Below are 14,651 nucleotides of genomic sequence, written 5' to 3' on the forward strand. Positions count from 1 at the left end.
ACGAGCTACTGCGCTTCTCCACTACTAAACCGTCCTCGTTGGATCAATTCATCCGGGCTGAGATTCGAGATAAATTCTCTAAAGGCGCGACGTTCTGCTTCGTCTGCGTCTCGATCAACCGGAATCGAGGCATCTGCCACGACTTCTTCCATCACCCAAATTGGGCTATTCGTTCTCAGAGCGATTGCGATCGCATCACTGGGGCGAGAATCAATCTCGCGCCGGGTTTCGCCCTGCTTCGTCACTAAAATCGCGTAGAATGTATTATCTTGCAATGAGTGAATAATGACTTTCTCGACCTCTATTTCCCAGGCTTCTAAGAAATTGACCATTAAGTCGTGAGTCAGAGGACGAGGATGGGTCTGACCTTCAAGAACGCTAATAATTGCTTTTGCTTGGTCTTGACCAATATAGATTGGCAGCGCTCGTCGATCGGTTGCATCTTTTAACAAAATGATCGGACTTCGAGTGGATGCTTCTAGTGCAATGCCTGCAACCTTCATTTCAATCATGGTGTAGCCTCTAGATCTCCAGAGATCACGAAATGGATAGAGAAGTGTCTAAAACGAACTTCGTTCAAGAGACGTAATCGATCGCGCTCCGGGAGCAGGATTGCGTTCGAGAAATCGCATTCGGGTGCGTTCTTAGATCAGATCCTAATTCATCCCTTTCAGAATTTGACAAAATAAAAGAGGACTTCCAAATTTCATCATTTTCTTGAGGAAAAGATTAAAGTAGCGCTAAACCACCCTAAACTCTCTATTGTGATTTTAGACTGTAATTCGTCTGACTTTGAATGTCTAGATAGGATTCAAAAAAATTCTGAATCTCCCGTTACATCAGCAAATCAGATTGGGGACGATCGGGATCTTATTGTCAATAAGGACTTAATTTTGTGTTTACAGGACTTGTACAAACGGTTGGTCATTTAGCAGTTCTCAATCCCGAACAGGTAAAAATTTCGGGGTCTGCAATGTCGGTGATTTTGCAGGGTTTAGAACTTGGCGATAGTGTCGCAGTGGATGGAGTTTGTTTGACTGTTACGGAGATTCTCGATGATGGGTTTGTCGCAGATGTTTCTCCGGAAACGGTGAATCGTACAACTCTCGGACGCGCGGCAGATAGTGCAAAATCGGTGAATTTGGAAACTTCGCTGCGGGTCGGCAGTAAATTAGGCGGGCATTTTGTCACAGGGCATGTGGATGGGGTAGGAACGTTTCATTCTGCGGCTGAGTCTGCGACGTCTTGGGAGATGCGCTTCAATACGGAGAGTGACCAAGTTGCCCGCTACATTTTGCCGAAAGGGAGTATTTCCGTCAATGGCATCAGTTTGACTGTGGCAAATTGTGCGCCGGATGGTTCCTGGTTTACCGTTGCAGTCATTCCTCACACTTATGCTGCAACGAATTTGTGTGAACTGAAGCCTGGGGATTGGGTGAATTTAGAAGGCGATATTTTAGGAAAATATGTAGAGCGGTTTTTGCGGGGTGAGAAACCGGGAGCAGAAGTGCCCGATCGCGTTTCGATGGATTTTTTGGCGGAGCATGGTTACGTTTAGATTAAGGTAGTCTTTCACCGCAATTCATCCTGATAGGGAGATGGGCGTCATTCAACATCAGTTCGGCACATTCTTTCGCTTCGTTGCTCACCCCTCCGGCATGAATTCGGGACTAGCTGTGCGAAGTCCGCTCTGGGACTGACAGCCCATGAAAACACTTTCTTCAGTGGGTTTCAACCCACTTCGCACAGTTAGCCCGAACTTCCAGTTCAGGGCGGGACGCAAACGAGAGCGACAATCTTCCAATTCATTTTCCCGACTTAGTTGCGGCTCCCCATTTCCCCACTTCGCAAAATGAATGCCGTTAACTAGCAAAGTGAAATTAACGGCTCAGCTTACCAGATCACTTTCTGAGCAGTGTCTACTGACATCAGAGAATCCCCTGGCAATTTATCCTGCAACTCGCTCGAATTCAAGAGCGGCAATCGCACCGTGAATGTCGCTCCTGCTCCTGCTCCTGGACTATCCGCTGCGATCGTTCCTCCATGCATTTCGACCAAATGTCGCACGATCGCGAGTCCTAAGCCTAGCCCATTATGCGATCGAGTCGTAGTACTGTCTGCTTGGCGAAAGCGATCGAACACATGCGGCAAAAATTCTGACTCAATCCCCATGCCCGTATCCATCACAGCAATTTTCGCCATGTTCGCATCATCCAACGTGAGACGAATGGTAATTTGTCCCTCGGATGGCGTAAATTTCACCGCATTTGTGAGCAAATTCCAGATAATCTGCTGCAATCGGGTCGAATCTCCCCAAAGGCTCGGTAAATCGGGTTCAAACTCTGTTTCGAGTAAAATCGATTTTGCCTCGATTTGAGGACGGACGGCATCGATCGCGGCTTGAATCACAGCGATCGGATGAACCGCCCGATAATTCAGTCGCAGCTTGCCGCGAATAATCTTCGACACGTCTAAAATATCTTCAACTAACTGCGCCTGAGTTTCCGCATTGCGTTCGATCGTTTCTAAGGCGCGATCGATCATTTTCTGGTCGTACTGTTTCGATCGCAGTAATCGCACCCAGCCCAGCATCGAATTGAGCGGCGTTCTCAACTCATGAGAAAGCACCGCCAAAAACTCATCTTTCATGCGATTGGCGACTTCTGCTTCTTGGCGCGCGAGCTGTTCGCGCATGACTTGAGCACGGGTGGCTTCCGCTTCTTTGCGCTCTGTAATGTCCTCGATTGTGCCAACATACCCTTGAGGTTCACCAGTTTGGGAAAACATCGGACACGATCGCACTTGTACCCACAACGCGCGCGTATCTTGAGTGTGTAGGCGAAATTCTTCGGAAAATTCTCCGCCCTGTTCGAGATAGACCTGCCACTGAGAAATCGCGCGATCGCGATCCTCTAAGTGAACACACTCACACCAATTCTCAGCCAACCTGCCACAAATCGCGTCGTAGCGGGGATTGGTATAGGTACATTGTCCCGTCGGATCAATCACAAAAATTCCAGATGGCGAGGATGCTGATAGAGAGCGAAACTGTTCTTCACTCCGCCGCAATTCAGCATTGACTGCCTTAAGCTGCGCTGCTTGTAGCTTAACCGCTGCCGTTTTCTTAAATAAATCGACGAATACTGCAACTTTAGAAACCAAAATGTCGGAATTAATCGGCTTGATCAAATAGTCCACTGCACCGAGTGAATAGCCTCGAAAAATCCCGTGATCACTCGAATCAAAAGCCGTCAGAAAGATAATTGGCGTATGCTGCGATCGCGCTCTTGATCGAATCAAACTTGCCGTTTCAAACCCATCGATCCCGGGCATCTGGACATCGAGCAGAATCACCGCAAAATCTTGATTCAGCAGACATCGCAGCGCTTCTTCTCCAGAGGATGCCTGTATCAGATTCTCCCCGAGCTTGCCTAAGACCGCTTCCAATGCCAGCAAGTTTTCAGGTTGGTCATCGACAAGAAGAATGTTAACGGGTTTGTTCAACGACATGGGCACGATCCTAAAACAGCGGGAGTAGGGTGAGGTTAGGAGCAGAGAGTAACCAGCATAGATGGAATCTGATGCAACGGGAGAACATAATCAACAGTGCTTTTAGCAATTGCGGCTTCCGGCATAATCGGGCATTCAGCAGTACGAGGATCTTGCACGATGGTCGTGCCGCCTTGCGCTTTAATCTGAGCCAGACCTTCTGAACCATCTTGATTTGCACCCGTCAAGATGATCCCGATGACCGACTGAGCGTAAACCTTTGCTGCGGACTCGAACAAGACATCGATCGAAGGTCTTGCAAAAGCAACGGGGGGATCAATTGAAAGCGAAAAATACTCAGGTTCAGCAAGAAGATGGTAATTCGGCGGAGCTAAGTAAACGAATCCAGGGCGAATCGGCTCTTTGTCCTCCACTTCCAAAATGGTCAACGCGCTTTCCTGCTGTAAAATCCGGCTGAGCATGTCTGTCGATCCTTGATCCCGATGCTGTACGATGGCGATCGGCACTGTGAAACATCCTGGTACCCCTTTTAACATAGTCCGCAGCGCGGATAATCCCCCTAGAGAAGTACCTATCGCCACCAAAGCAGGTGCCATTAGTCTAACCTCCGATAAAGCTTCTCAGAGGTTGAAAGGGGTTCGTAGCGATCGTGATACGCCGTAAATCGGAGGGATTCTTGCCGTCCTAATGCCAAAATGCCAAAAGGGCAGAGGCTTTGATAAAACAGCTCATGCACGCGATTTTGTAAGACACGATCGAAGTAAATCAAGACATTGCGGCACAAAATCACATTGAATTCATTGAATGATCCATCAGTCACAAGATTGTGTTGCGAGAAGACAATGTTGTCGCGCAGCGAAGCGCGAAAAATCGCATTTTCGTACGCGGCTGTATAGTACTCAGAGAATGATTTGCTACCTCCTGCTTTGAGATATTGCTGCGTATATTCTTGCATTGCAGACAGTGAAAATATTCCAGTCTTGGCAGCTTGCAATGCTTTCTCATTAGTGTCGGTTGCGTAGATCCGACAGCGATGGTAGATGCCTGCTTCTTGCAATAAAATTGCCATGGAATACACTTCTTCTCCGGTTGAGCAGCCTGCGTGCCAAATCCGAATAAAGGGATAAGTGCGCAACATAGGCAAGACGACGTTTCTGAAGGTCAGAAAGAAGCTCGGATCGCGAAACATAGAGGTGACATTGACGGTCAAGTTGAGCAAGAAGCGATCGAGCGTGGCGCGATCGTGCAAGACTTTTTCCTGTAATGCTGAGATTGTCTCGATTCTTTCAGACTGCATAAAATTTTGCACTCTTCGTCTCCGAGATGAAGAGGCATAGTTGCGAAAATCATAGCCGTAGTAGCGATAAATGCCATCAAACAGCAGTTGAACTTCAATATCTTCGAGGGTAGGCGACTGTGACAGCATGGGGATTGAGCGTAAATGCCGATGAATTTGCCAATTCGCTAAGTTGAGATCCCCATAGCCCTCAAGGTGAAGGCGCTAAACAAGATCTCTACAAGTATTGATGACAGAGTGAATTTCTTGAACCAATCCTTTCTAAATTGACACAATTCCAGACGGGATGGAATCCTCCCGCCGCCCTAATTTCTAGCCATCGCGTTTTCCCGGAATCTGGCTTGTGGGGCAAACGATCTCACTAGAAGAATCACCCTTTGGAGAGTTTAAGCGCGATCGCAACGCATCCTCCCATGCCTGCTAGCAAACTCGCTAAAATGACCCAAAGCTGTCCAGGTCGGTGTGTCCGAATATTCAGCGTCTTTGCAGTTGTGTCGGCAATAAAGCGATCGAGCAAATCCCGTTGCTGCAACAATTGCTGATTGTTGCTGGTTGACCAATTGTGAGTGAGAGGAATCACTGCACCGGATTGTAAAACGATTGCTAACCGTTGATCTGTAGAGCGCCGTCCTTGCTGGATGGTGGTCATCTTTAACTCTTGCTTCTCAAACTCAATTGTTTTCAATGAACCGATTAAAGGTTCATGCGTTAATTCACAGATCACACGGTTTGCGGTTGGGCGACAGTTAAAGTGAACGAGGCTGCCCATTGTCTCAATCGTCATCTCACCGATCTTGCCTAGCCCAGCGATGCCTAATCCTGCGATCGCAAATATCAACCATTTCACCATCAGTCTAAAATTTCCGTATCTTGAGGGCGCAGAGGCAACATCACTTGAACCATTGTTCCTTGATTTTCATGACTCGTTAATTGAATCTGCCCTTGATGAATTTCAACTGATTGTTTGACGATCGCCAGTCCTAATCCATTTCCAGAAATCATTCCGACATTCGTAGCTCGATGAAATGCTTCAAAGAGCCGCACTTGATCACTTTCCGGGATTCCAATGCCTTGATCTTGCACTTCAAAGTAAACGTGGGTCTGATCTTGCCGGATTCGGAATGTGATGGTGGACTCAGCCGGAGAGTATTTCAACGCATTAGAAAGCAGATTGGTAAAAATTTGCCGCATCAATTTCGCATCCATGTAGCCGCGAATCTCTGACACATCCGCTTCCGGTTCAAACCTAATCTGGTGCTGAGCTTGATCATTCAATCGCATTTCATCGATCAGGTTCTCGCAAAAAGACAAAATATTGAGTGGAGCCGGTTCAAACTTGACTTTCTTGGCATCAGCCCGCTCCAGCATCAGAATGTCACTGAGAAGGTCTTTCATGTTCAAAGATGCCGCTTGAATGCGCTGGATATGTTCAAGTTGTTTATCGATCGAACAATTTCCCGCATAAAACTCCAGCATGTCTGCCGAAGAAAGAATCGTACTCAAGGGCGTGCGAAACTCATGCGAAACAGTGGTGACAAAGTTTGATTTCAGTTCGCTTAGCTCGCGTTCTTTTTCTAATGCTTTTCGCATTTCAATCTCAGCTTGTTTGCGGTGGGTAATTTCACGCTGCAAGCCGACCCAATAAGTGTAATGTCCGGTTTGGTCGGTGACTGGGAAAATACTCAGTTCGATCCACACTTCAGACCCGTCTTTGTGATAGTTGATCAGTTCGGTAATCACAGGCTGCCAGTTCTTTAAAGCCGATCGCAGATTCTTCAAGACTGTCCAATTCGTTTTCGGACCTTGCAAAATCCGAGGGGTCTTGCCAATCACCTCATGCTTCTCGTAGCCCATCATGCGCGTGAAGGCATCATTCACAAAGACAATTCTCGGACCTGGTGGCTCCACGGGTTCTGCTTCAGTAATCACGATCGCATCATTTGCATTTAAGACGACAGACTCTAAAAGTAACAAGCGCTGCTCTTGTACTTGGCGTTCTGCTTCTCGATGCTTAGCTTCGGTAATATCTTCTGCAATTCCCGCTATGCGATAGACTTTGCCTTGCTGATTGCGCACGGGAAAGGCACGTGCGAGTAACCAGCGCTTTTCTTGATCGGGGCGCTGGAACTGAAATGTTGCCTCTGCGGATTTGCCTCTGAGTGCTTGCCGACTGACTTTCATCAGATGGGGGATATCTTCTGGTAGCCCCCGATTGAGCCAAAAACTTAACGGTTTCTCATAACAGCTTTGACTGTCATACCCCAAAACTTGCTGACATCCTGGACTGATGTAAATCAGCTTGCGTTGCTCGACATCGTACATCCAGAAGATCTGTTCAATGTTCTCAGCTAACTGCCGGAATCGTTCTTCACTTTCTCGCAGTTCCGCAGCCGCAGCTTTGCGTTCATCTTCGACTTGCTGTCGCTCTCGCACATTCAAAATCAGCGACAAGACTGAAATTAGCTCACCTGAGCTATCAAACAGGACGGAGTTATACCATTCACAGGGCACGATCGAGCCATCTTTCGAGACATTGCGGCTGGTACAAACATTGCGAGTCGTCTGCCCGTTGAGAAGTTGCGCGATCGCGCGATCAACCGTGCCTAAATCCTCTGGTACGACTAATTCCCAACTTCCAAACTGTTTGCCAATCACTTCAGACGCATCCCATCCGAGTAAGGCTTCGGCTTCGCGTGACCAGCGAGTGATCCGTAAATTTTGATCCCATTCAATGACAGCAAACGGTGAATTATCCACATGGAAGGATAACCGCTGTAAGGCGCATCTGAGCGCTTGCTGAGCTTGGTCGCGCTCTCTTGCGGTTTCGACCGAATCGGTCATATTGCGGAAAAATAAAGATACGCCAGACTTAGCAGGATAGGCGCGCATTGAATACCAGCCCTGGCAGGGGATATAGTAATCGACAATTTCGAGGGGGACACCTTCTGCCATCGCACGTCGATAGAGTTGCCCAAAACTCGTTTCTGCAAAGTCGGGAAACTCCTGCCAAAGCACTTTGCCGAGCAAATCTCGGGCAGGCTTCCCTAAGATCTGTGCGGCAGCGTGATTGACATAGGTAAAACGAGCAGAGCGATCGAGCGCGACAAATCCATCGGTAATGCTCTGCAAAACCCGGTTAATCTGTTCACGGGCTAATTCTGCTTCAGCACGGGCAGTTTGCTCACGGGCTAACAGTTGATGCCGCTCCTCTTCGATCCAGCGGCGCAGACTAATATCTGAAAAAGAAACAACGACCGCGTAGGGTAAAACTTGTCCAGGCTGAAACAGCGGCTGAGAATTGATCGAAATCCAAGTCACCTGTTTCTCAGGTTTGCAGAGACCCAGAATGACTTCTGAGCAGGGAATCCCCGTTTTTGCCGTGATCAGACCCGGAAAAGTTGCGAGATCAAATGCAGAACCATCTTCATGGATCGCTTCCCAGCCCAACTCCAAAATATTGCGATCGATCAATTCATCGATCGCACATTCCAAAATTTTCTCAGTACTGGCATTACAAGTTTCGATGAGTCCTTCTGCATTGAGCATCATCACAGCTTCATGCATCGCTTCTACAACGGATCGATAGCGTTGTTCGCTCGTTCTAAGGCTTTCTTGCTCACGACGGCGACGACTGACTTCAGCTTGAAGTTGTTCGATCTTATGTTCGAGTTTGGTGATTTGATAGCGCAGCGATCGCACGGTATCCAGATCAAATTCCGCCTCCACGCTCGACACTGAAGGAGCGATTGCTTTGGGGGTTTTCGTCAGTTCTTGCACAGATTGGGATTGAAGTTGCGATCGCAGTTCGGCGACGAGTACTTCGAGTTCCGCATTGCGCTGTTGTAACTGGATCTGGTCAGTTTCTCGCATGACTCACGCTCGAATTCAGGGGTGAATAAATCTTTGCCTCTAAAATCTTTACTTAAATTTTGATCGAACTTCATGGAGACTTGCTGAAGTTCATTTAAAGAGTTTCATAAGGCAGTTCGATGACAAAAGTAGTCCACCCAGTCTGGCTTTTTACAATAATACTGCCTTGAAGCTGTTCAACGAGCTTTCTGACGAGGGCAAGTCCTAGTCCTGTGCCGCCTTTTTGCCAGCGATCGCTGCCCGGAACTCGATAAAATTTGTCAAAAATATGCGGCAAGTTTTTTGTCGGAATTTCGGATTGATTGGCGATCGTAAATTGCAAAAGTGGAGTCTGATTTTCACTCAATCCTTCGCGAACTTTGAGGCAGATTTCACCTCCACTTTGTGTATATTTGCAGGCATTATTTAAAAGCTCAACGAGAATTCGGCGCAAACTGACTCCATCCGCCACAATCACAGGCAAGGTTTCGGGAAGATTCACTTTGAGAAGTTGTTGACAATCCCGAGTTCTGACTTGAAACGCATCTGTTGTTTTCCGCAAAAGCTCTCTTAAATTGAGCGGTTCGGGTGGAGCTAACGCTTCTCCAGATTCCAGTTGATACAAATCTAATAAGTTTTGGATCAATTCATCGCCTTGATCGCACGCATTCAGCGCAATATCGATATATTGCCGCCGATTGTCCGGCATCGCATCCATTAATTGCAGCGCCACTTTAATTGTCGTGAGTGGTGCGCGCAGATCGTGCGTAATCGTGTTGAGCAGATCGTTTTTCTGACTATTGATGGATTGCAGTTCATCGACCTTTCTCTGAATCTCAAGTTGGGCGCTATGCCGTTTCAGACGAGCAGCGATCGTCTCTAATAATTCCACCCGGCGAAAGGGTTTGGTTAAGTAGTCATCCGCGCCCAAATTCATCCCCTGTCGCATATCGGCTTTATCGGCTTTGGCAGTCAGAAAAATAAACGGAATCATTGCTGTGCTTGGATCTTGACGCAATGCTTCTAAAACGTTGTAGCCGTCAAAATCAGGCATTTTGATATCGCAGAGAATCAAATCGGGCGATCGCTCCTTTGCCAATTGAATTCCGGTCATACCACTATCGGCATTCAGGGAGTCAAAGCCCCCAGAGGCAAGAATTTCTAGAATATTCAGCCGAACATCTTTTTCGTCTTCAATCACCAAAATTTTCATGAAGGTTCCCCGATCTGGCGGCTGAGTCGATTGAGATCTGATGATGGAATCATTGCAGTTTTGCATTGCAGTCGAATGGGAACGTTTTTGGGGGTGTACTCGCTTTGATGCTCACTGACATCTGAAATTACGATCCTGCTCCGTAATTGTGACGATGCTCCCCGTATAAGCATGGATTCAAAATTCCGAGCACCCTCGTAAAAACACGGCAATTAAAGCTGATTTTAGCGAATTTTATGCCGAAAATGCCAGATCCCTTATGACAGTCTGATCCCTTCCTTCAGAGAAACTGTGGAAATTACTTAAACTTTATCGCTGAGGCTGTTTTTTGATGTCTGCGCGACAAACTGCATATTTCGTCTGTCTTAGGATAGATAGGTTGCCCGACTTTATTAAATAGTATTAAGAATAAGAACTGAATCAACCTGAGTTTGACATTCAATACCCCAAGAAATGGGGGTGCACTGACTGCGCCAATTGGATTGAAAAGATACATTTATATGTTCTAAAACTGGCACAATGAACCGGAAACTCTGAATTTTCCTTTGAAGTATTTAATGATTGGGCTGATCTATTATTTTGCATGAACCTGCTACTCGCAAATGAATCCGATTGTCGATTTTTTAAGTTTTGGTCTCACGATCAACTCTGTGATGGAATTAGCTATCAAGGTGAGTTGTTTTGCCAGTTTCATAGCTTTAGTGCGCAGCGTCGAGATCAAGCGTATGACTTAGGCTCAAGATTGCTCGATCGCGGAATTTCGGTGATTATTTGTTGTTCTAGACAACGGTACTCATTAGGCATTAATTTGCGAAATAACTGGGATGCCTATGGTGAGCGTGAAAAGCAACAGGTTTTACTAGAAGTGCAGGGCATGGATTCAGTGCTGAGCCAGCTTTTACGGTGATAGTCTAGTAGGTGCAATTTTCTAGATCGCTCATGCAAACCTACGATGTCGTTGTTATCGGTGCAGGCCCCTCTGGCTCGATCGCTGCTGCTCAACTTGCCCAAGCTGGATTCACTGTAGCTCTACTGGAAAAACAGTTTTTGCCTCGTCATAAGACGTGCGGTGGCGGGATGCCGATGGTGATGCAGTCTCAGTTACAAGATTTAGCTCCAGAGGCGTTTGTCGAGTCGGATGTTACCCAGATGCGGCATACCTGGAAGTTTGAAGATCCCTATCTTGTTTCGATGAATCCGCGATCGACCGATGAGCGCTTATCGCTCTGGATGGTTCAACGACCTCTTTTCGACAATGCTCTGGCTCAAAGAGCGAGCCAGTTTGGAGCCGAGTTGCGAGATGGAATTGCACTCCGATCGCTCGAACCTGAACCTGATGGCGTGATTGTCCGAGCGCAAGGAATTAAGACAGGAGCAGAATTTACAGCAAAGGCGCGATATGTGATTGGAGCCGATGGCGCGAATGGAGTGGTTGCAAAGGCAACTCAGTTGAGAAAGCGCAAAGCGATCGCGTTAGCAATGGAGATTGAGCATCCACATCAATGGGGCGATGGTCATGCAGATTTACGTCCCGATATTGCTCATTTAGAATACGGTGCGGTGAAACGCGGATATGCCTGGATTTTTCCGAAAGCTGATCATTTGAATATTGGAGCAGGTGTGTTCCGTCCAGATAATCAAGATGCGAGACGTGATCGCGATTTACCCGCACAGTTGCAGAAGACGATTCTGGAATATATGGATGCGTTGGGATTGAAATACGATCGTTCAGCTTTGAAATTTCACGCTCATCCGTTGCCGACGTGGAGTGGGAAAGAGCCATTACATGAAGGACGGATTTTACTAGTCGGGGATGCAGCAGGATTGATCAATCCATTGTTTGGTGATGGAATTCTCCATGCGGTGAAAAGTGGTGCGATCGCAGCTCAAAGCATTATTGATCAAGCAGCAGATGAATATACCGATCGCATTCACGCCGAGTTTGGAGCAAATTTTGATGCAGCTTTGAATTTAGCGCGGGTGTTTTACCAGTGGACGGGAGTTTGCTATAAGTACGGCGTGAAGTATGAGAAAAGTACACGCTATGCTACTCAGCTTTTGTGTGGCGATTTACTATTTACGGATATGGCAGGGCGGGCGATGCGGCGATTGAAAAAATCGGTGGGATCAAACTTCTTTCCAGCGTTCAATAGCTAGGTGATGATTGTTCAGAAGTCGGAGTTTTGTAAAATTCTGACTTCTCGCTCCGCACTGCTAGTTTTACTTCAATTTACTAGCTGTTCTCAAAATCTGACCTGCTAACATGGCGGCTCCAAATCCGTTGTCAATATTGACGACCCCAATTCCAGTCGCACAAGAATTCAACATCGTGAGCAATGCGGATAGTCCATTAAAACTGGCTCCATATCCGATACTGGTGGGAACAGCGACGATCGCACAATCTGACAGACCAGCTACTACACTCGGCAATGCTCCTTCCATTCCTGCGACGACAATTAGCACATCTGCCTGAGTCAACACATGCACATTACTGAGTAAGCGATGAATTCCAGCAACGCCGACATCCCAAAGTCGATTCACCCGAAATCCACAGAGTTCAGCAGTAATGGCTGCTTCTTCGGCAACAGGAAGATCTGCTGTGCCTGCTGAAAGAATCCCAATCGTCCCTGGATAAATCGGAGCTTTTGGACTACCTAACGCGCAAATCTTAGCAGTCGCATAGTAAAGGGCATCTGGAACCATTTCTTTCACCCAAGCATACACTTCAGGCTCCATGCGGGTTGCCATGATGACAGTCGCTTTATCCCGCATCGTTTCCATGATTTGAGCAATTTGCTCTGGCGTTTTACCCGGACTCCAAATGACTTCCGGGAAACCAGTTCTCAGCGATCGATGATGATCAATATTAGCAAAACCTCCAACTGGCTCATAAGTGAGATATCTCAGCTTGCTCAATGCATCTTCTGAACTCAGTTTGCCTTGAGATACATCATCTAACAGTGCTTTTAGTGCTTCGGGATGGGTCATGTGAAGGGTACTACTCTTTGATTTTAAGTTCTTGAATGTTCCAAAGTCCCCAACTGGGTAACCCAGAATACTTCAATCCTTGAACTCGATTTCTGACTGCCATGATTGCAGAGTCATTGACTAAGTGGATCACAGGAAGCTGTTCTTGAACAAGCTTCTGAAACTCACCATAGATTTTTTTGCGTTTCTCTGGATTCAGTTCTTGAGCACCTTGGATAAATAAGCGATCGATTTCTTTCTCCCACTCATTTGCTACATATCCTTGGATTTTCGGCTGTCCAACTTGCTGGCTCAAATTAAATGAATGCGATCCCCCACTGGTCATCCACAGATTTGCTAGTCCATGTGGCTCGGTTCCGCCCGTAAATCCGATAATGTGAGCATCCCAATCTCTTGCTCCATTGATTTTATCGATCAAAACGTTAAAATTCAGCGGATTATAGTCAACTTGAATTCCAATTGCAGCTAAATCTTGCCGAATTTGAGCGCCGATTGCAACACGAGTTAAATTATTCGAGTTGGTGAGTAAAGTAAAGCGAACTCGATTGCCATCTGAGTCAAAGAGCTGACCGCGATCGTCATATTTGAATCCAGCTTTCTTTAGCAAGTTTTTTGATTGATTCGGATCGTAATTGTAGGCTTTTAAACCTTCCTTGAGAGTGAATGGGCTTTGCACCGAAATCGGCGAATTTTGGACGACTCCTAAACCTCGGAATAGATTAGTGTTAATGCGATCGCGATTAATTGCATAAGCGACAGCTTTCCGAAATTCAAGGGTATTAAACCAACGCGATTTAACCGGATCAACAAAGGGCTTGCCATTTTTATCTTTTGCCTGACTGAGATTAAAAGTAAGATACAAAACACCCGACCAAGGGCCGCCATTTAAGACCTGGAAATTTCCGCGTTTTTCTTCTCGCTTTAATAATGAAAAATACTCCGATCGTAAAGGTCGAGTATCACCCATCACATCCAAATCGCCAGAGCGAAATCTCAGCAATTGCGTATCTAAATTCTCGATAAATTGCCAAACAATGCGATCGATATAAGGCAGTTGCTTGCCGTCTTTGTCTTTCCGCCAGTAATACGGATTTCGCTTTAAAACTAATCGCTGGCTTGGGCTATAGCTATCAATGACATACGCCCCATTCGTAATAATTTTTTTCGGATCGGTGTCTGTTCCCCAAGTTGAAATGAATTTAGGATTTCCATCCGGTAGTTTTGAATTTATTGCTTCTGCTAAGGCATGTTTCGGCAAAATCATAATGCCCTCAGGTGCAGCAGTCGCAGCAATAAGAGGCGCGAAGGGTTCAGGCAAGATGAATTCAACTTGGCGATCGTTGATTTTCCGAATCTCTGGAAAAATCTTTTTCGCTCCAATCTGAATACTCTCTTTCTGATCCGTTGGAATCAACGGATTAAAAACAATATCTCGATAGGTAAAAACAACATCATCTGCCGTCAGAGGTTTTCCATCTGACCACTTCAAGTTGGGTCTTAAAGTAAAAGCGACTCGTTTATTATCAGGCGAGAATTTCCAAGATTCAGCTAATGCAGGTTCATACTCTCCTGTTAAACCATTCTCTCTTGTTAACCCTTCATAAATGAAAGGAAAAACAGATGGGAAAGTTTGATTATTGGCGTAGTTAAACGTTTTGGGATCAGTTGGACTCGCTAAGACTAACTGAGGAACTTGTGCAGCAACCGTTCTATATCGATGAGGATTACAGCTCGACAAAAAGAGAAGTGCGATCGTCAAACACACTCCAATCTGGATTCTGACCTTTTTCATCA

General features: G+C 46.4%; 12 protein-coding genes. 3 read left to right on the forward strand and 9 right to left on the reverse strand.

What is annotated here, in order from left to right; all coding sequences use genetic code 11:
- Positions 1–5 precede the first annotated feature (5 nt).
- The gene (locus tag ACMUEV_RS06980; RefSeq protein WP_017289860.1) at positions 6–512 is read right to left on the reverse strand and encodes a bifunctional nuclease family protein; all 507 of its coding nucleotides are present in this window, start codon (positions 510–512) and stop codon (positions 6–8) included.
- A gap of 383 nt (positions 513–895) precedes the next feature.
- Between ACMUEV_RS06980 and ribE the strand changes: the two genes are divergently transcribed.
- Entirely contained in the window at positions 896–1,558 is a 663-nt protein-coding gene (gene ribE, locus ACMUEV_RS06985; RefSeq protein ID WP_017289859.1) for a riboflavin synthase, read from the forward strand.
- Between the two features lie 335 nt (positions 1,559–1,893).
- Here ribE and ACMUEV_RS06990 read toward each other — a convergent pair whose 3' ends face one another.
- The 6 genes from ACMUEV_RS06990 to ACMUEV_RS07015 all read right to left on the reverse strand — a co-directional run bounded on the left by ACMUEV_RS06990 (position 1,894) and on the right by ACMUEV_RS07015 (position 9,869).
- Positions 1,894–3,510 (reverse strand): sensor histidine kinase, encoded by a 1,617-nt coding sequence (locus ACMUEV_RS06990; RefSeq protein WP_190652805.1) that lies wholly within the window; start codon positions 3,508–3,510, stop codon positions 1,894–1,896.
- Between the two features lie 35 nt (positions 3,511–3,545).
- Positions 3,546–4,106, reverse strand: a complete 561-nt coding sequence (locus tag ACMUEV_RS06995; RefSeq protein WP_190652804.1) for a chemotaxis protein CheB — start codon at positions 4,104–4,106, stop codon at positions 3,546–3,548.
- Positions 4,106–4,936, reverse strand: a complete 831-nt coding sequence (locus ACMUEV_RS07000; protein WP_017289856.1) for a CheR family methyltransferase — start codon at positions 4,934–4,936, stop codon at positions 4,106–4,108. Before ACMUEV_RS07000 ends, ACMUEV_RS06995 begins: the two co-directional genes overlap by 1 nt.
- 241 nt (positions 4,937–5,177) lie before the next feature.
- Positions 5,178–5,657, reverse strand: a complete 480-nt coding sequence (locus tag ACMUEV_RS07005; protein ID WP_017289855.1) for a hypothetical protein — start codon at positions 5,655–5,657, stop codon at positions 5,178–5,180.
- Positions 5,657–8,677, reverse strand: coding sequence for a PAS domain S-box protein (locus tag ACMUEV_RS07010; RefSeq protein WP_190652803.1), 3,021 nt, complete (start codon positions 8,675–8,677; stop codon positions 5,657–5,659). Before ACMUEV_RS07010 ends, ACMUEV_RS07005 begins: the two co-directional genes overlap by 1 nt.
- Positions 8,678–8,771: 94 nt before the next feature.
- The gene (locus ACMUEV_RS07015) at positions 8,772–9,869 is read right to left on the reverse strand and encodes a response regulator (RefSeq protein WP_190652802.1); all 1,098 of its coding nucleotides are present in this window, start codon (positions 9,867–9,869) and stop codon (positions 8,772–8,774) included.
- 583 nt (positions 9,870–10,452) lie between these two features.
- Here ACMUEV_RS07015 and ACMUEV_RS07020 point away from each other — a divergent pair.
- Positions 10,453–10,776: a hypothetical protein gene (locus ACMUEV_RS07020; RefSeq protein WP_190652801.1), complete on the forward strand. Its 324-nt coding sequence runs from the start codon at positions 10,453–10,455 to the stop codon at positions 10,774–10,776.
- A gap of 32 nt (positions 10,777–10,808) precedes the next feature.
- On the forward strand, positions 10,809–12,026 hold the full coding sequence (locus tag ACMUEV_RS07025) for an NAD(P)/FAD-dependent oxidoreductase (RefSeq protein ID WP_190652800.1): 1,218 nt from the start codon (positions 10,809–10,811) through the stop codon (positions 12,024–12,026).
- Positions 12,027–12,089: 63 nt separating this feature from the next.
- On the opposite strand, the gene larB is transcribed toward ACMUEV_RS07025, so the two are convergent.
- Both larB and ACMUEV_RS07035 read right to left on the reverse strand, forming a co-directional pair.
- Complete coding sequence (larB, locus tag ACMUEV_RS07030) at positions 12,090–12,857, reverse strand: nickel pincer cofactor biosynthesis protein LarB (RefSeq protein ID WP_190652799.1); 768 nt, start codon at positions 12,855–12,857, stop codon at positions 12,090–12,092.
- A 10-nt stretch (positions 12,858–12,867) separates the two neighbouring features.
- Positions 12,868–14,649 carry an ABC transporter substrate-binding protein gene (locus tag ACMUEV_RS07035; protein ID WP_190652798.1) on the reverse strand — a complete coding sequence of 594 codons (1,782 nt, stop codon included), beginning with the start codon at positions 14,647–14,649 and terminating at the stop codon, positions 12,868–12,870.
- Positions 14,650–14,651: the final 2 nt, after the last annotated feature.

Source organism: Leptolyngbya sp. FACHB-1624, from assembly GCF_047649235.1.
GTDB lineage: Bacteria > Cyanobacteriota > Cyanobacteriia > Leptolyngbyales > Leptolyngbyaceae > Leptolyngbya > Leptolyngbya boryana.